This is a genomic window from Bacillus sp. XB1, assembly GCF_053557995.1.
The window spans coordinates 1,012,565-1,033,677 of sequence record NZ_JBNRIL010000001.1; the positions used below are offsets into that span (position 1 = coordinate 1,012,565).

Annotated in this window: 21 protein-coding genes, 1 pseudogene and 1 riboswitch; of the genes and pseudogenes, 4 read left to right on the plus strand and 18 right to left on the minus strand. The window is 32.7% G+C overall.

Going from position 1 to position 21,113, the window contains the following annotated elements; translation table 11 throughout:
* Window positions 1-22 precede the first annotated feature (22 nt).
* The 8 genes from ACK1U5_RS05090 to ACK1U5_RS05125 all read right to left on the minus strand — a co-directional run bounded on the left by ACK1U5_RS05090 (window position 23) and on the right by ACK1U5_RS05125 (window position 6,463).
* The gene (locus ACK1U5_RS05090; protein WP_069605336.1) at window positions 23-1,039 is read right to left on the minus strand and encodes a serine hydrolase domain-containing protein; all 1,017 of its coding nucleotides are present in this window, start codon (window positions 1,037-1,039) and stop codon (window positions 23-25) included.
* A gap of 100 nt (window positions 1,040-1,139) precedes the next feature.
* Window positions 1,140-1,388, minus strand: coding sequence for a heterocycloanthracin/sonorensin family bacteriocin (locus tag ACK1U5_RS05095; protein WP_001071345.1), 249 nt, complete (start codon window positions 1,386-1,388; stop codon window positions 1,140-1,142).
* A 199-nt stretch (window positions 1,389-1,587) separates the two neighbouring features.
* Complete coding sequence (locus tag ACK1U5_RS05100) at window positions 1,588-2,034, minus strand: NUDIX domain-containing protein (RefSeq protein WP_050964636.1); 447 nt, start codon at window positions 2,032-2,034, stop codon at window positions 1,588-1,590.
* A 16-nt stretch (window positions 2,035-2,050) separates the two neighbouring features.
* Entirely contained in the window at window positions 2,051-2,398 is a 348-nt protein-coding gene (gene cutA, locus ACK1U5_RS05105) for a divalent cation tolerance protein CutA (RefSeq protein ID WP_001160790.1), read from the minus strand.
* Window positions 2,399-2,427: 29 nt separating this feature from the next.
* Window positions 2,428-2,886 carry a GNAT family N-acetyltransferase gene (locus ACK1U5_RS05110; protein WP_001025614.1) on the minus strand — a complete coding sequence of 153 codons (459 nt, stop codon included), beginning with the start codon at window positions 2,884-2,886 and terminating at the stop codon, window positions 2,428-2,430.
* A gap of 76 nt (window positions 2,887-2,962) precedes the next feature.
* Window positions 2,963-3,886 carry a nucleoside hydrolase gene (locus ACK1U5_RS05115; RefSeq protein WP_000416775.1) on the minus strand — a complete coding sequence of 308 codons (924 nt, stop codon included), beginning with the start codon at window positions 3,884-3,886 and terminating at the stop codon, window positions 2,963-2,965.
* 162 nt (window positions 3,887-4,048) lie between these two features.
* Window positions 4,049-5,410, minus strand: a complete 1,362-nt coding sequence (locus tag ACK1U5_RS05120) for a glycosyl hydrolase family 8 (protein ID WP_001013596.1) — start codon at window positions 5,408-5,410, stop codon at window positions 4,049-4,051.
* Between the two features lie 138 nt (window positions 5,411-5,548).
* Window positions 5,549-6,463 carry a DMT family transporter gene (locus ACK1U5_RS05125; RefSeq protein WP_000551611.1) on the minus strand — a complete coding sequence of 305 codons (915 nt, stop codon included), beginning with the start codon at window positions 6,461-6,463 and terminating at the stop codon, window positions 5,549-5,551.
* Window positions 6,464-6,615: 152 nt separating this feature from the next.
* Between ACK1U5_RS05125 and norG the strand changes: the two genes are divergently transcribed.
* The gene (gene norG, locus ACK1U5_RS05130; protein WP_069605335.1) at window positions 6,616-8,049 is read left to right on the plus strand and encodes an efflux pump transcription regulator NorG; all 1,434 of its coding nucleotides are present in this window, start codon (window positions 6,616-6,618) and stop codon (window positions 8,047-8,049) included.
* A 44-nt stretch (window positions 8,050-8,093) separates the two neighbouring features.
* On the opposite strand, the gene ACK1U5_RS05135 is transcribed toward norG, so the two are convergent.
* Window positions 8,094-8,624, minus strand: a complete 531-nt coding sequence (locus tag ACK1U5_RS05135) for a DUF4269 domain-containing protein (RefSeq protein WP_000495193.1) — start codon at window positions 8,622-8,624, stop codon at window positions 8,094-8,096.
* Between the two features lie 174 nt (window positions 8,625-8,798).
* On the opposite strand from ACK1U5_RS05135, the gene ACK1U5_RS05140 reads away from it, so the two are divergent.
* Window positions 8,799-9,260, plus strand: coding sequence for a DUF2306 domain-containing protein (locus tag ACK1U5_RS05140; protein WP_069605334.1), 462 nt, complete (start codon window positions 8,799-8,801; stop codon window positions 9,258-9,260).
* A 133-nt stretch (window positions 9,261-9,393) separates the two neighbouring features.
* Here the strand turns inward: ACK1U5_RS05140 and ACK1U5_RS05145 are convergent, their stop codons facing one another.
* The 3 genes from ACK1U5_RS05145 to ACK1U5_RS05155 form a co-directional block, all read right to left on the minus strand.
* Window positions 9,394-10,239, minus strand: coding sequence for an SH3 domain-containing protein (locus tag ACK1U5_RS05145; protein ID WP_000873734.1), 846 nt, complete (start codon window positions 10,237-10,239; stop codon window positions 9,394-9,396).
* 285 nt (window positions 10,240-10,524) lie between these two features.
* Window positions 10,525-11,397 (minus strand): glycerophosphodiester phosphodiesterase, encoded by an 873-nt coding sequence (locus ACK1U5_RS05150; protein ID WP_048567645.1) that lies wholly within the window; start codon window positions 11,395-11,397, stop codon window positions 10,525-10,527.
* Between the two features lie 45 nt (window positions 11,398-11,442).
* Window positions 11,443-12,243, minus strand: coding sequence for a GNAT family N-acetyltransferase (locus tag ACK1U5_RS05155; protein WP_061139218.1), 801 nt, complete (start codon window positions 12,241-12,243; stop codon window positions 11,443-11,445).
* A gap of 510 nt (window positions 12,244-12,753) precedes the next feature.
* On the opposite strand from ACK1U5_RS05155, the gene ACK1U5_RS05160 reads away from it, so the two are divergent.
* Entirely contained in the window at window positions 12,754-13,458 is a 705-nt protein-coding gene (locus ACK1U5_RS05160) for a hypothetical protein (protein ID WP_000035356.1), read from the plus strand.
* Window positions 13,459-13,497: 39 nt separating this feature from the next.
* Here the strand turns inward: ACK1U5_RS05160 and ACK1U5_RS05165 are convergent, their stop codons facing one another.
* A complete protein-coding gene (locus ACK1U5_RS05165; protein ID WP_069605333.1) occupies window positions 13,498-14,793 on the minus strand; it encodes an MFS transporter in 1,296 nt (431 codons plus the stop codon).
* A gap of 247 nt (window positions 14,794-15,040) precedes the next feature.
* A riboswitch (purine riboswitch) is annotated at window positions 15,041-15,140 on the plus strand.
* A gap of 58 nt (window positions 15,141-15,198) precedes the next feature.
* Here ACK1U5_RS05165 and ACK1U5_RS05170 point away from each other — a divergent pair.
* Window positions 15,199-16,383 (plus strand): MFS transporter, encoded by a 1,185-nt coding sequence (locus ACK1U5_RS05170; RefSeq protein WP_069605339.1) that lies wholly within the window; start codon window positions 15,199-15,201, stop codon window positions 16,381-16,383.
* An 87-nt stretch (window positions 16,384-16,470) separates the two neighbouring features.
* Here the strand turns inward: ACK1U5_RS05170 and ACK1U5_RS05175 are convergent, their stop codons facing one another.
* From ACK1U5_RS05175 to ACK1U5_RS05195, 5 genes and pseudogenes are all read right to left on the minus strand, one after another.
* Window positions 16,471-17,694 carry a MerR family transcriptional regulator gene (locus ACK1U5_RS05175; RefSeq protein WP_000703288.1) on the minus strand — a complete coding sequence of 408 codons (1,224 nt, stop codon included), beginning with the start codon at window positions 17,692-17,694 and terminating at the stop codon, window positions 16,471-16,473.
* 506 nt (window positions 17,695-18,200) lie between these two features.
* Complete coding sequence (locus ACK1U5_RS05180) at window positions 18,201-18,626, minus strand: DUF4879 domain-containing protein (RefSeq protein WP_069605338.1); 426 nt, start codon at window positions 18,624-18,626, stop codon at window positions 18,201-18,203.
* A gap of 497 nt (window positions 18,627-19,123) precedes the next feature.
* Entirely contained in the window at window positions 19,124-19,549 is a 426-nt protein-coding gene (locus ACK1U5_RS05185) for an ester cyclase (RefSeq protein ID WP_000801679.1), read from the minus strand.
* Window positions 19,550-19,924: 375 nt separating this feature from the next.
* Window positions 19,925-20,113, minus strand: a pseudogene (locus tag ACK1U5_RS05190) (hypothetical protein); the annotation flags it as partial.
* Window positions 20,114-20,120: 7 nt separating this feature from the next.
* Complete coding sequence (locus tag ACK1U5_RS05195; RefSeq protein WP_000841637.1) at window positions 20,121-21,053, minus strand: NAD(P)-dependent oxidoreductase; 933 nt, start codon at window positions 21,051-21,053, stop codon at window positions 20,121-20,123.
* Between the last annotated feature and the right edge of the window lie 60 nt (window positions 21,054-21,113).

Genomic DNA, 21,113 nt, shown 5'->3' on the forward strand with positions numbered 1-21,113 from the left:
CTCCTTTTTGTTATAGGAGTAATTATGCCCTATTACCGTTACTAAATGTATCAGCGACTAAATTACTAAATTCACGTAAATAATATAAGTAATTATCACCGCCGTAGTTATATCTTTTGTTATACATTTTTGCAACAACTACATTATATTCAGGTATTACTAAAATAGTCGGTCCAGTAATCCCTAATATTTGATATGACCCTTTTGGAACACGTTCACCAAGTTCGCTTAATTGTGCAGGTTCATTTTGAACGAACCAAAACAATCCATTTTGTGGTAGCTCTTTATTTACATATGTTGGACTCTGCAAACTCGTAGCGATTTTTATAACTTCTTTTGGAACAATTTGCTTACCGTTTATCACACCTTGATTTAAATGAAGATTGCCCCAATAAGCAAATTCTCTAGCTGAGACAAACAGATTTTTTTCAGTACCGTCATCTACCGTACCAATTTCACTAGTCGCGTCTTCATTTGGATTATTAACAACGTCAACTAAATTTTCATCTCGCTGAACTCTCCAACCTGTTTCTTGAAAATTAGCAGGCTTAAAAACACGCTCCTTTAACAATTCAGGAAAACTTTTGTTATATAGCTGATAAATAAGACGTGTCATCATTCTTACATTAATATCTCTATATGTCCATGCTTGTCCCGGTTCAAATTCACGAAAAATTGTCCCGTCATTCATTTCTTCTAATCCGTGCGAATGTGTTACTAAATGTCTTATCGTTGTTTTACCAAGCAATGCAGGATTAAAGTCTTTAAAATATTTTATCGCTTCATCATCAATAGAGTTTATTTTCCCCTCGTAAAGCGCATACGCTATCATTAATCCTAAATAACTTTTTCTAGCAGAAGCAACGTTGAACTGCGAAGATGCGGTTACTTTTTTATTAGTCGATGTATTTGAGTGATAACCGCTATAATGCTCTAATACGACTTTATTATTTTTTATAATACAAATTGCTGTAGCAGAACTATGATTTTTTTCTTTTATATTCTCTACCCAAGAAATCAACTTATCATATGTATACAAATAAATCCCCCTTAATACACATCAAAATTACAGCATGAAAGAAAAGTATAAACAGTATTTACACCTTTCTTTCATATAAAATATTAATGATGTACTATATTTAAATAATCCACCAGTTCCAGCAATTAAAGCAACCAAAACATCCGGCACAACCTACGCAACCACCACATCTGCCACCGCCGCAACCGCCACAGCGTCCACCACAACCTCCGCATCCGCCACAACGACGTGCATCGCCTTGGATGTAATAATATGGATATTGGCTTTGTTGTTGATCCCAATACACAACATTACCAGTTTGATAATCATTAAGGTTTAATGTTTGTAATTCATGTTGAAACTGATTCATTACGAACCCCTCCATTTATAAATATAAATTTCGCCCAAACGTTAAAGTTTATATATTTTTGTAAACAAAATAGAAACAAGACTATAGACTAAATGCGTACATCAACAAAATATGAACTTACACTAGGTGATGTACCTTGTTTTTCAGCCTATTTTCTTTATATTTATTCGATGGACGTATTTACTATAAATAAAGTGATTTAAAAATTACTAATCCAACAATTTATTAGTTCATCACTTAACTTTCTTTCTAGTAATTCCTTCACTAAAGGCATTGGCATGATTTCATAATGATTTAAGGCTTCTTTATTATAATCTATCCAGTGAAATGCTAAATGAGACTCGCTCGATTTCGGTGTTAAGTCCGTATGTAAATCTTGTGACTCTACTTCAAAAATGTGATTAATTTCATGATGGAGCACTTCTTTATCTTGCCATTGATTTTCTATGACTCCTAAAAATTGTTGTATACTACAGTTTACTCCAAGTTCTTCCCTTAACTCTCTTATTAATGCATTCTCTACTGATTCTCCAATTTCAACATGGCCACCAGGTAAAAAATAATGATGGCCGATATATTCAGCAACTAATAATTTCCCATCTTTTATCATGACTGCTCGTACAATATGATGGAATTTACTTTTCAATTGAAATCCCTCCTAGTTATTCAATGTATAGTTGCTCAAAATAGTCATTTAGTATTGGTATAATATAAATCATAGGTGTTTCATACGGATGAATATCATTAATAACTTCAAGAGCATCTTTTACAAGTTCTCGTTTACACTTTATTTCAACTTTACATTCTTGCCCTTCGCATATTCGCCCAATTTCTCCATTAAGAGGAGATGCTTCGTCTAAAGGTCTCCAATATCCTTTCACTGAACTATAGGAAAGGCAATGGTCATATTCGCCCGTTTTACATGCTCCAATTTTATTTAATTCATCCCTTAATGTTTCAATATATTCTTCAGGAATGAACACTTCAATTTTCACTTCAGTAAATTGCATATTTCATTTACACCTTTACTTCCTAATAGTTAAACAAATAAACGATATACTTGCTCACCATCATACTCTTGTCCTAATGATATGAAACCATATCGTTCATATAATTTCTTTGCAGAGAGATTATCTTTATGTACTGTTAATCTAATTTCTTTACACGATTTAAAAGTATTTTTTATTATATTAATACTTTCTTGTAATGCTGCTTTTCCATAACCATTACCTTGCTGCGATTGATCAATAATAAATCCGTTAATCCAATACATATCCGATGTCTCTCTTACAACAGCATGCATAACAAAACCAACCATAAGGTCACCATGGTATATAGCGAATGGTATGTACTCTACATTGTCACCATCTGGTTTTATATATACTTTAGCAAGCGAAACTGCTACGGATGGAACAAATTTCAACTGATTTTCTTTAACTTGTAGTTTTAATGCTTCTTCCCAATTTTCTCTCGTAACAACCTTTAACTGGATATTCAATATTGTAAGCTCCCTTATATAGAGGATGTATGTTTATATTCAACGCATTGAAATAATTCCCTTTTTCGACAACGACTTATAACATAATTTTTATAAAATCTTGAATGAATTTTTCTGCATCTATTTCTAAAGCTATACGGGCTCCTTCAGATATAGAGCTAAGGCGAAAATCAGCAAATGTTTGTCCTTTCGTATCTCCGTATGTATCAACATTCACTGTACGATGTACAAATTCAAAAAAGTTTGGATTTACTAATCCACTTATAGCAACCACATCATGAAGCAATGGCCCTTCGATAGATGGATTAAGTTTTTGGTATGCAGAAAAATAGTAATCATACATTGGTTTCATTATCGTATGGAATGGATTCTTTGAATTAGCTTGAATATAGTCAAACACATTTGGTGTTAACACAGCTTTGTTTGTTACATTTAAAGGGAATATTAATAAATTCTTTGCTTGATGGAAAACAATTTTACTTGCTATAGGATCTCCATACACATTTGCCTCTGCTAACGGCGTAACGTTTCCTACTTCTAAAAAAACACCACCCATGAAATAGATTCCTTTTACATTTAGCATTAAATCATTCCACAAATTAAAAGCAATTGCTAACGAGGTAGATCTTCCTACATCAACAATCGTTAAATCTTTTCCGTACTTTATAAGAATCGCAGCAATACTGCCAAAATTGTATATTGGAATAGATAATATATTTTCTGGAACATGGATGGGCCCTAATCCTTCTGCTCCGTGAATTTCAGGATAGTACGTAGTGATTTCTTCTGTAAGTGGTTTTGTTGCACCACTAATGACAGGAATGTCTTGTCTATTTGCTAACTGTAAAATATACGCTGCATTATGTGCAGCATGTATATGCTCAACATTTCCGTATCCAGTTACAATACCGACAATTTCAATTTCGGGATGCAGTAAGCCATACATAATGGCAAATGAGTCATCAATACCTGGGTCTCCGAAAAATAATACTTTTTCCAAGAAATACGCTCCTCTCACGAAAAAAACGAGTCATTAGTAACTATGTATATGAAAAAAGCAAGTATATCTATGCAAATTTTAGAATGGATAATGTTTTACAAAATATTAAAAAGGAACTAGCGTATGCTAATTCCTTTCTTGAGTAACCATTCTCAAATTTAATTAATTATCGTATCCTTCATAAATTGCATCATTTATTTGATTTTGTATTTTTGTATCATCAGGTACAGGTTTCCACCAATTTCCTGTAATGAATAACATAGTTAATAAATTATAACTATCACTAAAATAACTTTCTCTCTTATTCTTCATCCAATCCCAACCGCTATTTACCCACTTTTGATTATTGCTACTTGTTATACTTGCAGCAATAAACGGTGAAACAAATACAGCAGTTGAATAACTACCAATATTAGATCCATTTAATTGATAACCATCCACAATTTTAGAAGGATTTCCATTCGTTTTATTTTGAATCCACGAAGAAACTTTATCAGAAATGACTTTACTTCTTTTCTCGCCGTACATCGCATAGTCCATTACAATTCTCAATGGTACCCGACTAGCATTGTAATAATATGCATTTGTATATTCTGACTCCTCTAAGAAGTCTTTAGGTGCGGGTTGTGGTGGGTTTTTTACAACGAAATCTGAAATAAGTCCTGTATTTGGAGAGTACTTATTACTAAATTGCGTATAAACATCGTACAAATTATTAATAACAGTAAGCCAAGTTTTATCACCTGTAAATTCATAAAATGCTCTAAGGTGTGACATCATCCAATCAGATGGTCTCGTATCAAGTGAACTTTTAGAATCCCAATCTCCTAAATTTAGTCGGTTATTATTTGTAACATTACTAGCTTTAATACCTTTTGTAATCATGTCTTTTGCTTCTTTCAAATAATTCACTGTTCCATTAGATCCCCACTGCTTATGAGCAAGAAGAAGAGAATACGCAATATCTAAATCTCCATCAGTAGCAGAATCAAAATGACCTTGTGCTTTTTTACTATCTGCGACAACCCATCCCATTAAATTAGGATTTTGAGAACTTTTAAAAGTTCTTGCTGTTTTAAATAAACCGTCATAGATTTTTTGAGCATTCGAATCATAACCAGCCATTAATACTGTAATTATCATCCCATACCCTTGACCTTCTGAAGTTCCAAGTGGCTTAAACCCATCAGCATCACCTGTAATCTCTCCTTTTACATAATAACCACCAGGTAAAGAAGATAAATCATTTTTCAAATATTTCTTTTTCCAATTATCGTAGTAACTTCTTACAGAAGCATTTAAACTTTCCTGTGTAACATGATTCGGTTTTATAACACCTGCATAATTAACTTGCTGCGGAAATGGTTTCATTTCCTTTGCAGCAGCTACTTGTTGATTAACTACGGGAATAGAATTTTGTACTGAATTGTCCGTTACACTTGCTGCGAAACTAGAATTAGAAAAACTAGCTAGTCCGATTCCTACAATAGAAATACATGTGAAAATTTTTCTTTTTCCATTCATTATGTTGTCAGCTCCTTTTAAAATGCTTACTACATAAAATGTAACATACAATATTTAACTGAAATACAAAATATTATATTTATCAACATAAGAAAGAAACTATATAAAAAAGTATCTTAAAGTCATTATTGAATTACATTATACGGATTGATTATTTGCTAAATTCCCATGTTTTTCTTTTCTTAATACTGGTATATGAGCAATCACAATTCCAAGTATAGTAATCACTCCGCCAATTATCGAAACTAAAGTTGGCACTTCTCCTAACCATATCCAAGCAATGAAACACGCAGTTATTGGCGTTAAATATAGAGAACTTGTTGCTTCAGAAGCACCAGCACGAGATATAATATAGGCCAATGCAATATACGGGAGTACTGTTGGAAAGACACCTAAATATATAACGCTCAAGTTAACTTCAAGAGGAGCTGCTAGTATTTCTTGATAAACTCCAGGTAAGAAAATAAGCATACATATAGTACTAGACAAAATTGTATATATGGTAAATGGTAAGAAGCCGTATTTTTTTAAGTAAGATGTTTGGAAAACGAAAAATAGACTTTCTGAAATCGCCGCTAATAATATAAATAATCCCCCGCTATTTAATTGAATAGCGTCGCCTTGGCTAAATGAAATTAAGGCAATTCCTGCAAAACTCATTACACCACCGATCCAGCCATTTAATTTCATTTTTTCATTCAAAAAAACAAAAGCAAGAATTGCCGTCACTATTGGAGTGACTGAAATTATTAAACTTGCAGATCCAGCATTTACTGTTTTTTCGCCGTAGTTTAATGCGATGTGATAAATAGTAAACCCTAAAGCACCAAATATAAAAAATGCTGGGATATCCTTTAAATCCGGTAGTCGTAGTTTGTATATAAATGAAAATAACAAAAGTATAAATGAAGCGATTAATAAGCGTAGTAAAGTAAGGTGTTCAGGCGTATAAGATTCAAGCCCCATACGAATTGCTGGAAAAGCAGTTCCCCATATAAGAATTGTAAAAGCGTGAGCACATATAATGCGTAAATCCCATTTTTTATTATGCATGTTTTCTCTCCCTCCCTAATAAACCAACCATTTTTAAATTACCAATTATTTCTTTTCATCATATTTAATAGTTGATACAATGTCTTCAACCAGTTATTTATCGGAAAAACCAACCACTTTGAATCTTTTAAATAAACGAGGGAGTTTTTTATATGACAAACGATAAAAAAGTGCCCAAATATCGGCAGATAATAGACTATATGAAAGAAAAAATTGAAAACGGAGAATGGCCAATTGGAAGTAAAATCCCTAGTCAGCGGCAGTTAGCAAAATTATTTCATGTAAATCGAAGTACTGTAATAACTGCGCTAGATGAACTTATGGCAGATGGTTTAATTCAAGGACAAATCGGAGCAGGAACAATTGTAACAAATAATACATGGTCATTATTAGCAACTAATCCCCCGCCTGATTGGAGTGAATATGTAAAGGCCGGTATTCATAAACCAAGTAAGTTAATGGTGCGAGAAATAAATGAAGCAGAAGCAAATAAAACGCTTATCCATCTTAGTAAAGGTGAACTTGCACCTCATCTCTTCCCGCTCGAAACTATGCAATCTATAATAAAAAACGTCAGTGAGGAATTAGATTATTTCGGATACGAAGAACAAAAAGGTTTTTATCCGTTACGTGAAGCAATAAGCAAATATGTAAGATCATTTGGAATACATGCATCACCGGGTTCTATATTAATAGTGTCTGGTGCACTCCAAGCATTACAATTAATATCAATTGGTCTTTTACATAGAAAATCAACTGTTTTACTTGAACAACCTTCTTACTTATATTCACTTCATGTTTTTCAATCAGCAAATATAAATTTATCCGGTATATCAATGGATTATCACGGTATTTTACCTAATGACTTATTAAAACGAATTAAATATAGTCAAAAGAATAATATTTTATACTCAATCCCTTGTTTTCAAAATCCAACGGGGATATTGATGTCCAAAGAGCGAAGAAAAGAAATATTAAAAATATGTGAAAAAGAGCAGTTGCCTATCATCGAGGATGATATTTACCGGGAGTTATGGATTGATGAATCACCTCCAGCTCCTTTAAAGTCGATGGATAAACATGGACATGTATTATATATTGGTAGCCTCTCTAAAACACTTAGCCCTGGACTTAGAATTGGATGGATAATTGGACCTGAGCCTGTTATTGATAGGTTGTCAGATATAAAAATGCAAACAGACTATGGATCGAGTTCTTTATCTCAAAGAGTAGCTGCTGAATGGATAAATGAAGGTTTTTATGAAGAACATGTAGCAAACGTAAGAATGCACCTGAAAAAACGAAGACAAATAATGATACGAGCTTTAAATAAATATTGTGCAGATATTGCATCGTGGGATATTCCTAGTGGTGGAGTTTTTATATGGCTAAAGGTTGTACATAACATTCCGATGAAAAAACTATTTTTAGAGGCACTATCAAAAGGAATTCTTTTAAACCCGGGACGTATTTATGAAGAAGAATCAGATCAGTACATTCGTTTATCATATGGATATGCTTCTCCAGAACAAATGACTAACGGAATTAAATTGCTCAGTGAATTAATTCGGAAGTTAACAGCATAAAAAAATCCTCTTTTGTTTTTGGAGGATTTTTTTATGTATCTTATTTACCACAATTTCATTTCCTGCCCCAATAAAATAAGTTCTTCATAAGGATCTCCGTCAATATTTAATACTTGAGCAAAAGCAGGTTCTGTTTTTAAACCTTGTTCCTTTAAGTGAATAACTTCTTCCCTTATATGGGGATGCTGCATTAATAACATGTGTTCCACTATCATATGTCTATATGCATTTTGATTACGCACTGGCTTAGGTTGAGCAAATAATTCAAATTCAAAACCTTCGAATTCAAAATTCACCTTTATCGATTCAGTACCTTTCATTTTTTTCTTTTTTATATTGAACCCTCTATAAGAACCATATAAAGATCTCATTTCCTGCTCAAAAACATCAAAATTATATACTTCCATTACAATATCTAAGTCAGATTGAGAAGTATCAATTCTTATCGGGATTGTCCCGCAAAGAACGGGATTATATAAAGCTAAACCCTCCATAATATTTAGTTTGTTCAAAACATCATATACTTTTTGTTGCTTGTCATTCCCTGATTGTAAATATGTAATAGATGTAAACATGGAAGTCTCTCCTTCATTTCACGTAATACGTGTCTCACTAAACTCAAGAAAAATTTGTCCGTTTAAACTTGTTCTTGAAGTACCTTTACTTCAATATATTAAAGTGAATAAACAATATGTTTCAACTTTTCTCCTATGCTGCAATACTATAAAAATAAAAAGGGAGGAATTATGATGAGCATTTTCAACATTCTTTTAACCATCCACATATTATTTGGAACGATATGTTTAATAACTGGGATAATAGCGATGGTTGCTCAAAAGAAAAAAGGTAAACATACGGAATGGGGTGAAATATATCACGCATCCTATGTCGTTATCACCATTACTGCCATTATATTATCCATTATAAACTGGGATAAAATCGCATATTTATTTTATGTAGCAATCTTCTCTTATTCATTTGCGATTTATGGATACCTTGCACGAAAAAAACGTTGGAAAAATTGGCTCCATCACCACATTAGAGGTATGTTAGGTTCTTATATAGGTGCAGTCACCGCACTTTTAGTAAATGTCGGCATCCATATTCCCATTATAAATTTACTTCCGCCAATATGGTTTTGGTTTTTACCCACCTTAATTGGTATCCCCCTCGTAGCCAGTGTATCAAAAAAATATAAAAAGCGTAGTTGAAATTAATTACATTTTGATTACTTTCTGATTATTAGAATGAAAAATTATAATCTATGTATCACGAATGATATCATGAGTGCTCGCCCTATGAATATTTAAAATAAAATGCCGCCCAACAGGACGGCTCTTATTTTTACTTTACAAACGTAACATATTCACCAGAAACCCATTGATTTCCACCAACATTATACCAACCATCTTTATATCCAAATGATTGATATTTTTCACCTTGATACACGTTTTTCACAATGCCGTAATTTGTTCCTGGGCCGGTACGAACACGTAATACATCAGCGATTATAGTAACTACACCTATACCCTCATTTGATGATTGTGAAGGTGTTGGCACATTTCCTCCCGTATAACGAATATATGATGGATCGTTAAAAATCCACTGATCGCCACCGAGATTTAACCAGCCATTTGATTGCCCAAATACTTTGTAGGACTCTCCTTTCCCTAATTGACGAATAACGCCATATCCAGTACCAGGTCCTTTTCGTAAATTTACATTACTACCGTTAATATAAGCAATCCCTACACTATCATTCGACGTGGGAGGAGCCACTACGTTTTGAGCACCTTTTCCAAAAGTATCCGTTCCATATCCTTTGTAGTTATATTGCAAATGCGGGCTATCCACAAATCCTTTCCAGTCACCGCCCCATTCAAAACCAATTTGTTTAGCATAACGAATTGCTGATGCCCACGGTTCTTTATTATAGCCATTCCAATCTTCTGTACCATTCGACTGAATTGGAACAAAATCTAATGCCTGTCCTACTAAGTGATATGAGCGCATCGTTTGTGATGCTCCTTTACGAACATATTCACGTTGTTGCTCGACCGTTCGGATTGTTTCATAAATTAATACTTCAATTCCATTGTCGATACAGTACTGATACCACTTAAAAGCTGCAGCTTTCGTATTATCCGCTAATTTATTCAGATTACTTACATTTCTATTGTGGTATTTCAATATGCAACATCTCCTTTTCTATTATCCTATGCAAAACTCTTCTCACGGGTTGTACATATACCTACAACGATACGAAGTACAAATACATAGGAAGCCAATTCAGCTAAAAAGGTTTTCACTTCTAGCTTCAAACTTTGTAAGTTGAAATCGAAGCAATAAAAAAACCACAACCTAAGTCTTCCAGTTGCGGTTTTTGGTATTTTCTTTTTATATGCTACATGCCTTCTTGCATTGATAATCCTAATATACAGGTTGTGTAAATTTTCCCTTTATGAATAACACTTCTTATTCATGACTTTTCAAATCCAATAATATTGAATGTAAACGATCCGGATCATTAGTAAACATCCCATCGACTCCCCATGAAAGTAACTTTTTCATATCTTTTTCATTATCTACTGTAAATGGATGAACTTCTAATCCGTTTTTCTTTATTTTATTTACATAATCTGAATCAATATATTTGTAATTCATGCCAAGACCTATGCAGTACATTTTATACTTTTCTATCTCTAATTTTGTTAATTGAACTGCTTTTTTATAAGGTAATAATTGTACTATGGATATATTACTATTTAAGCTATGAATCTTTTGTAGACTTTCTTCACTAAACGATTGAATAATAACTTTATCCTGTATTTCGTAGTGATTAATAATTTCTAATAATTTTTCTTCCATTCCTGGATATTCATCAGGTGTTTTTGTTTCAATATAATAGTTCGCGTTATGCCCAAACGTTTCAATAATTTCTGTTAATGTTGGGACTTTTGCATTTTCAAATTCTTTCTTTGCTAAGTTCGGATATTTTTCATTGAAAAGAGAGCCAGCATTTAGTTGCTTTATTTCTTCTAATGTATGCTCTTTTACCAGCCCAGTACCATTCGTTGTACGGTTTAATATTTCATCATGCATAGCCACTAAATGTCCATCTTTTGTCATTTGAAGATCAATTTCTATATAATCTCCATTCATTTGTTGGCCTAATTGATATGCTGCTATTGTATGTTCAGGTGCATACGCAGAAGCACCTCTATGTGCGATATTTTTTATATGATTTGATTGATTAATAGCTTTAGTATACTTATGTTCATTTATTTTCTGAAAAACAAAGATACTTATTACTATAAAAATTATTGTAACGAGATATATCTTTTTCATAACGATTTATAAGCTCCTATATAAAGACGATTTAACTTGAATGATTTACTCAATTAAATGTCGATTTTCCAATACAGTCATTTTGCCAATAGCTTGAAATCCCGATTTTTTATAAATGTTGATTCCATCGGGTGAAGCTTGTAACACACAATACATATTTTTTAATTTTTGTGCTTCTTGCAGAAGGAAATTGAACATAGTAGATCCGAATCCTCGTCCTCTCATTTCCTCTTTAGTTGCGATGTCATAAATACCAATACTATCTTTTGAACATATCAATGAACCAACAGTTACGACTTCCCCTTCATAAAATCCTAAAAATAGTTTCATATTTTCACTGTTCCATAAATCAAGATTAGAAATTTGATTATAGAATGCTTGTACATGTATACCTTCTTCTGATGTGCCGAATAGATTAGCTAACATTTCTCCAAATTTTTTTATTTGTGCAGGTGAAGATGCCTGTTGAATTGTAAAACTTACTGGCATGTTTATTGTTGGAGAAATTGTTTTTAAGTCTGCTACCATCGCAATATTTTGCTCCGCTTCTTTTAAACCGATTTTATTTAACTTGCTTTTTATATCCCGCTCTTGCTCTTCATCCCATAACCAAACACTCATTGGAAAATTCTTTTGATTATAGTAGTCTACCTCCTTATATAATTTCTCTATCCCTACCGTTAAATGATTGTTTAGTAGAGTAATGACATTGAATGTATCTGCAGGTAATCCGCAATCAACAGCAATATAATCTTGCGTTTCTTTTATACTCATTCCGGGCACAAATTGCGCAACATATGAAGTTTTAAATGCAAAGTTATCTATTAGTAGTTGTTTATAATTCATCAATAGTTCTCCTTTTCATAAAAAGTACTCCTCGAATTCTTCTATATTAAATATAACATATTAGAAATTTACCTTTTTCTATAAAAAGTACCTCTTTAAATTGTGCTCTATAGTTTAAAATAATTAAAAATGATATAACGTTGTCGGAATGAAAAAAGTGGTATATAATAAATATTAACATTACTAGTAATTATTTTAGGTATTCCTAGAATAAAGGAGCGATACATATGAAAATTACTATTTATTTCGGAAGTCATGAAGATCAAGATGTTCGTACTATGGACTGTCATTTAGATGTAGAAGATACAGAAGAGATTGTTTCTGTATCATAATATAAATAGTTAGGGTAAACCCTATTCCCTACAGCGTTTAAGGCACCTTTTATAAGGTGTCTTTTTTGTTATATTTTCATCAAAAACCCTTTACTTTATAGCGTTTTAATAGTAAAATATAAATATACGAACAAACGTTCTTTTTATTTTAAACGTACATGAAGGGATGATTTTAACAATGGCTCCATTAAAGCGCAGAGGAAGAAAAAAGCAAGCACCTATTATTTCAAATACAGGCTTTATCGGCTCTGTCTTTATTGATACATTGGAGTTACAAAAGAAATCCTATTATTTCGCTCGTAAAAAACTTCAAATTGTTCATCACGTATTAGATGGTCTCTCTGGAGCAACAAGTGCTTTATTTAAAGAACATAACATTTCAGCATACATGTCATGTGTGTATTTACATAAACAAAAGAAAATTGGCTTTGTTCTTTCAACGAAACCATTTGAACAAAGTGATGGCGTTGCTTATTTTGTCAATTATTTAATCGAAAAGAATTTTTACGGCGGCCATGACGAAGATGTAGAATATCAAGAAGTATTTAATACAGGTTTTATCGGTGTAGTATTCGCTGATTTATCTAGTATAGATCGCTTTAATTTCGAGTTTGAAATGGGTATGCTAACGAAATTAATGAAAGATATGATTATTCCGGTTAAAGAACTCTTTTTACGCCATAATGTACCGGCTTACATCTCCACTTCTCATTTAGAAGAACAAAACAAATTAGGTTTCGTTCTCTCTGTAAAGCCATATGACGAACGCGCTGAAGCAGATTTATATTTTGAAGCATATTTAAAAGAACGAGGATTATTTATTGGTGATGAAGAAGATGAAATTGATAAGATCGTTATTAGAAAAACAGCTGAATTACGATAGAAAAGCGCAGGATTAGAATCCTGCGCTTTTTAAGTTACGTTAAACACTATAATCTTTTGAATGAATTTCTAAATTTAACTTATTTGCTAAAATTTTATTCAAAGTAAAAAATACAATCCCTCCTGCAATGGGAAGCGTGTAGGCTGGAATGAAATTTAATAACAGTCCTGATATTGCAAGTGCTATTGGCTGCATTATTTTACCTAAGCTTAATCCAATACTAAGAACTCTTCCTCTATATTCTTCAGGAATCTCATTTTGCATGAAATACATTAAAGGAATATCAATTTGTGCTATCATAAATCCTAAAAAGAACATAATCATGCAATACGTAGTAACATATACCAAATTATTTACTACAATAGATTTAAATAAAACAGGTATTCCTGAAACTATCATAAAAATTGCCAACATAAAACTTATTTTCTTCAATAGATAAGAATAAGAAAAACAATCAGTTATCTTTTTTACTAATATTGCACCAACTATCATACCTATCGGAAAAGTACCTTGAATCATACCAAATTGCTTAGAACTAAGATTGAGAACTGTGTTAATAATGTATGGCAATGGAACAGTTACAGCAAAGCCTAAAAAGAAATTAAGTGAAATTAAAATACTAAAAGTATTTTTTAAGCTTTTCCGCTCCAATAAGTAAGAGTATCCCTCCTTTATCTCTTCAATAAAATTAATTTCTCTAATTGAACATTCCTCATTTATGTTTTGCTCGCACAATTTAAAGTTTATAAACAATATGGATATAGCCGAAAGGATAAATGAAATACCGTTAATAATGATAAAAGTTTTTATATCCAAGATTGCAAAAACAATGCCCCCTAACATAGGCCCTAAAATTAAAGATATAGAATCGATAATTTTACTTATAGAATTAATACTCATTAACCGTTCTTTAGTAACCATATTCGGTTTTACGGCCTCTAATCCTATTCCAAAAAACGTTGTAAATACTGTCATAAGAAGGGTAGTAGTATAAATAATGAATAAGTTTAATCCATAATAGTTGCTTAATATATAAACAGTTATTAATAAGCACCCGCTTAATACATCCATGCAAACGACGAGTTTCTTTTTATCAACCTTATCAGCAATGACACCAGCAAATGGATTCATAACAATCATTGGAATCGTTCCTAATATGAGCGTAATCGCAAAATTTAACGCAGATCCGGTTATTTGTAAAACATACAATCCTAATGCAAAACTATAAATAGAGCTACCGAATAGTGATACTGCTTTTGCAATTGAATATAAACAAATATTTCTTAGTTCTTGGTTTCTTTTTTTATTTTCTATATGTAATCGTAAACTTCCCATCACTTTCCCCTCACTTTTCTTTGTATTACATAAAGTGTAAATTCTCGGGTTAACCCAATATCAATACACTGTGTTTAAAAATTACTACAAAGAAATGAAAAAAGATGGGGGTAACCCCGTGCACATCAACTGAAGATATTAGTGCATCCTACAACGATAAAAAATAAAATGATTAATAAGATCACATGTACAAATGCAAATTTTTTATTGAAATCTAAAAAATAATATGGTATCTTCTATTACGTTGATTAATTACATATGAGAATCATGTATAACTCCAAGAATATGGCTTGGGGGTCTCTACCAGGAACCAACAACTCCTGACTACAAAATGCGTCTTTTAGCGTTTGTAGTCAGGAGTTTTTTTGTTCTAAGGTAAATAATGACGAGAAGGGATTACAAAAAATGAATTTCAAAGTATTTATATTAGCTTTAGCAACGATAGCGGTAGGTCTTGTAGAGCTTATCGTTGGAGGAATATTGCCAGACATCGCTAAAGATTTTAATGTTTCATTAAGTTCCGCTGGTCAATTAATTACAATTTTCGCCTTTACTTATGCAATAGCAGGTCCTGTATTATTGATTTTCACAAGTAAAGTGGAAAGAAAAAAATTATATATTATTTCACTTTACATTTTTCTAATTGGTAATCTACTTACTTATTTTAGTCCGAGCTTTACTTTTATGATGATAGCAAGAATTTTAACTGCTATGAGTACTGCTTTAGTTGTAGTACTTTCCCTAACAATTGCAGCTAAAATTGTTAATCCCGTTTATCGAGCAAAAGCATTAGGATTAATTTATATGGGTATTAGCTCTTCACTTGTACTAGGAGTACCACTAGGCATATTAATTTCAAACACATTTGGCTGGAGAATTATTTTTTTATGTATAGCTATTTTATCATTGGGGTCTATTATCTTAATTTCAGTATTTTTAGATAAAATACCTGGAGAGGAAAACCGAACTCCTTTATCTATCCAATTAAAGGCCGTTTGTAGTCTTAAACTAGGATCTGCCCATCTAGCTACCATGTTTATGTTAGCAGGACACTATACTCTATATGCTTATTTTACTCCTTTTTTAGAAAATAAGTTTCACCTAAGCCCTTATTGGATTAGCATATTTTATTTAGTGTTTGGTATAGCTGCAGTAAGTGGAGGAGCGTTTGGGGGTGTATTATCAGATAAAATAGGCGCTCAAAAAAGTATTGTGATAGTTATTACTCTATTTGCTCTAATCTTATTTATATTACCGTTTACGGCAGTTTCTATTATCCTATTTATTCCTGTTATGATAGTTTGGGCTGCATTGAGTTGGGGGCTTGCACCACCTCAACAAAGTTATTTAATCCAAACTGCCCCGGATACGTCAGATATACAGCAAAGTTTTAATAATTCAGCCCTACAAATAGGAATTTCACTCGGCTCTGCAGTTGGAGGTATAGCTTTAAAACAAGTACATAATGTCGCCAATATGGCCTGGGTTGGTGGATCTTTAGTTTTATTATCTTTAGGTTTGGCTATCTTTTCTCTTACTAGACATACACCGACAAGAGACTGTCCAGTGAGTGCTAAACATTTAGATTAACATTCTCTTTTTCTTTTCATCGTAAAAAGTATAGATAGGAATCGTCATAAATAGTCCCGTTATAAAAACGGACTTTTTATGACGGGGTTAACCCCATCTTTTTCCGAAAAATGAATATGTATAAATTTCTTCTCCTTGAACAAAGAAATCCTCGTACTTTCCCCCTCGTATCAAATAATTTGAAGTACTTTCATCAATCGATTGAAACTGTAAACTTTGGATTTCTTTCGTTACTTTTACAGATGTAAAATTCTCTCTGAGTCTAGGTGCAATTTGGCTATTTATACTAAATTTATTAAATAAAATAAACGAACTTAATAAATAACTATTGTGTTTAAAAAGAGAATTTAATTCGCACAATAAGAACTCCTCATGTTCAAAACTATAATTACTTGTACCTGATTGATCAATTACAATATCAATAGAATAATTCTGAATAGGTATGTTTAGAAAATCGGCACAGATAAATAAAATATTTCTTTTCACATTTCTTCTCTCAATTACATCTTTTAAAAGTAAAAGTTTATTCAAATCTCGATCAACAGCAATATATAAACACTCTTCCGGTAGTTCTTCATAAATATTTCGTAAAAAGAACCCAATACCAGACCCTAAATCAAGTAGTATTTTTTCATTTAAATCTAATTGCATTAGTTTCTTTTTCGCCCATTCTCCTCCTCTTTGAACATTTTCCAAAAAAGCAGTATCAGTTTCATGAATATAATCCGAAATAGAATCTTCAAGTGATTTCTTTTCATACGCTTTCACTGAGTTACCAGCTGTTAAAACCCCTGAAATAATCGTGTATTCTTCACCACAATTACAAATTAACTTTCCCTCAATAATTTGATTCTTATTAATAATGCCATCTTCAAGAATTAAATTTCCGTTACACTTAACACATTTAAATAAATGAAGTACTTTTAAATCTATCCCTAAAATTGAACTCGAAATTTCAGTTTCTATAGATAAATTATGTAACGCTTCCTTTAATTTGCATTTTCGTTCCTCTAAAGTTTTTATTTCTTGTTCAATCTTTTCATATTTTACTTTAAATAAAGATTGATAAAAATTATCCTTTTCATAGCCTAAGGATTTCCCTAAATTTTTATAAAGAAACAGTTCTTTAATTTCATACAAGCTAAACCCTAGCCATTTGTACTCTAATATAAGTTCTATATCCTTTTGACAATACTCGTCAAAAAAATAGTGACTTCCTTTTTTCTCGGGAATAACGAGTCCGAGGTCCATATAATGTCTAATCGTATCTACACTTACATTATTTACTTCTGCAAACTTACTGATTTTCATCCTAATCACTACCATTTATATATTTGTTTATACATACTTCTTTATTATTTTAAAAAATCCTTTCATCTCCCTATACAAAATTATTTATGCTATGAAAAAGATGTAATTAATTTTAAAGTTCCGCCACATACCCATTAAGCTAAGCTTATATAAGTTTAGCTACTCCTTTTTTAATCTTGAATTTAAAAAAGAGTAGCAGGTAGTACGTTTATGTCTATATATCTAAAAACTGTGAATTCATGTATGAATTAAAAACTGCGGCGTAAGTACTGCAGTTTCTTCCTTTTTCATTGAGTTGAAATATGTAAAGTTACGTACTTTAACTGTAGCGGACTTGTACTACGCGTTCATATTAATTTTATAGACGTTTAAGGATTTTGTTTTATGGGAAGCATTCTTGCTGTGGAATCGGGATTATAAATATAGATGAACGTTGATTCAAATCAAAAAAAGGTACTCCTAGAAGTACCTTTTTTACTATTCTATATGTGCGAACGCTTTCAAAATTATTGGATATAAATTGATGTACGCATTGTATTAAATGGTGCATTTATAGATGTCTTTTGGTACTCAAAGTTTCCTTGTTGGTGTCCAGAAGCATCCCATTTATAATACCAGCCAACGATTGGTCTTCCCCCAATTATAGTGGAATCAATACTTTTTACATTAGAACCATTCATTTTAGCAAATGGGTTTTGGCCATAGCCCATTTCTTTCGTTGTAATATATAAATATTTTCCCCCGTGGTTACGCGATGTGCTGAAGCTGTTCTGATTAATTGTTTCTACCCCGCCTAGCTCAGACTCTACTTGTACGACGTTTAGTGAAGTAAGTGGTGCTGCTGGTCCAGCTGAAGCTTCTGTTGCCATCCCTAATCCGACGAACGCTGTGATTGCTAACGATGAAATCCCTAGTGCTGCTTTTTTTAACATAAAAACATCCCCTTCCATCTATTGTTTTCTCTTTCATTGTCAATATAATCCTAATAATTTTATATGTAAATAGATTGTAGCTGTATAAATATTAGTGTGAATATTCTATTATATATTTCTGCAATTCTATTACTCAATATGAATGATTTACAGTGTAAAACGAAATACACATTACAAATTGATTCTATTATTTTCATTATTAGCTAGCGTATAGCGAATTTAAACCCTATGAACCATTGTTGCTATTTTTTTAGTTCATAAACAGATGCCTATATTTCTTGTTACTATATAATAATGTTACACCAAACTGATATCAGTACACATAGAAACAATAAAAGAGAGCATATTTTAAAAGATTTATTAAAACATGCTCTCTTTTATTAATTTGAATGAATCTTTCAGTAAAAAAGTACATTGATTTGTATCCTTTATGTAACAAAAATAATCGTTTTAAAAATCTTGTTTTTATGCTTTTTTCTATTATTCTTAAAGATAATTTATTGAATATTCTTATTGTACTCTAATTGATTTTGAATTCCTGATCTATCAATTTGAATCCAATACTCTGAAATTTTCCCGTTTTCTATTCTATACACTGCACTTGCTATTTGAATTATAGGGAGGCCTGTAGGTTCATACCCATCTATTTCTCCTATGTGTGTACCTACTTGCTTCCAGCGTACATATACTTTACTATCTTGTACTAATAATTCTTGAATTTCTAATGAAAAGTTTCCATATATTCCTATCATCTCTCTTACATGCTCAGCATAATCTTTTGGCGATCTGTATACTGTTTGTTCCTCTTCAGATATAACTTGATGTGCCAATACTTTATCTGCCATATATCGATTTGAAAAATCCGGATTACTCCCTGAACGCACTTCTTTAAAGAAATTTCTAATAATTATTTCCGGTTTCATTAAACATCCCCCTTAAAAATAAATCCAATTCTAATATCACCTGAATATATCGGATAAGTGTTATAATTCTCATCCTCACTCTTTCTTAATAAACATGTCAAGTTTGTAGTGTTGACATTAAAAATTGTAAATTTGCTTAGGATTTGCTGAGCATTGATTTAAACATGCAATATTTAATGTTTAAATCAATATATAATGATGTATAATAAATAAGAACTAATCAACATTTTTCGTTTAAGATAGTCTATCCATCTCTTACTACCTAATGACCTCAAATAAACGCTATTCAAGTCATGTTAAGAGGTACCAAAGACGCCCATATGGGCATCTTTGGTGTAAAAACACCTTATAGTATGTAAGGTGTTTTCTTATTTACTATATCTGGAATACCTCTATTTGAATAGTAAAATGTGGCTTAAATTTTACCTCGATTGTTTTGTTTTCTACACCGCCTTGAACATATAAGGAGTTACTACGAGTATAGATTCGTTTTGCCGATTTCATCTCGGCTTCAAAGATACATTTATTTTCATAAGACATGTACAATGAAACAGTTTCCACGTAATTCTTGTTATGAACGAATATCGGAATTTTTGAAGGTTTCAATGAGGCTGGTGAAGCTATCACTGGCATGACCAGTCTTCATGCCGCGCCTGAAGACTTCCAAAACAGTTGCTGGCAAAGCGATGTCGATGCCGGCTTCTTGGGTAGTATGAACAACGTGCTCAACGCTCGCCAAGCCCATTGCGAGTCTGTCCACGTCACCAGGGTGCTCCCCCTCGTCGAGACGCGGGGTATAGAACTCTACGAATTTCGGGAGTGACGACATCATCGCCGAAGCGTATGGTAGGAATTGCTCCGCCGTAATGCCGTTTGCGTTAGCGATTGCAAGAGCATGTAGGTAACTTAGCATTGCTGTCCAGAATATATCCATCTGTATCTGATAGTATAGCATGGCTAATCCGGGGTCCTCGCCCCGGTAATCGGTACTTGTTAACACTTTCAAGGTCTCCCTGTGAGCCTCGAAGGCCACTCGATCACCACTATAGTATGTGTAAGATTCCGACTTACCTATGCCTGACGGTGGAACTTGCACCCCTCCAGTAATATGCCAGGCTCCACGGTCTTCCAACCATTTAGCCGCCTTACGAGCTTTCTCCGGAGTATCCGAACTCAAGTTAACGAGCACCTTACCGAATAAGTTCTCAGAGACGGGTTCAAGAATAGAGTACATCACATTGTAATCTGTAAGGCTAAGGATTACCAACTCGTTAGCAGCTAACGCCTCGTTGACCGTGGACACCCTGATGGCTCCTTTTGCTACAAGCTGGTCTGCTTTACTTGAAGTCCGGTTCCACACGGTCAACGAGTACCCGTATTCCAGAAAAACGTCTGCCATCGCCTGACCCATCGGCCCTAACCCTATGACTGTTACTGATTTTCGGTTCCCAACCGCGTTTGTAGTTTCAGAACCATTTTTCTCATTTTGGCTATTACTTTTCAATGAAAAAACCCCTTTCAGGTGAAATTAAGTAAATCATAAAGGATTACACTAGTATCAATG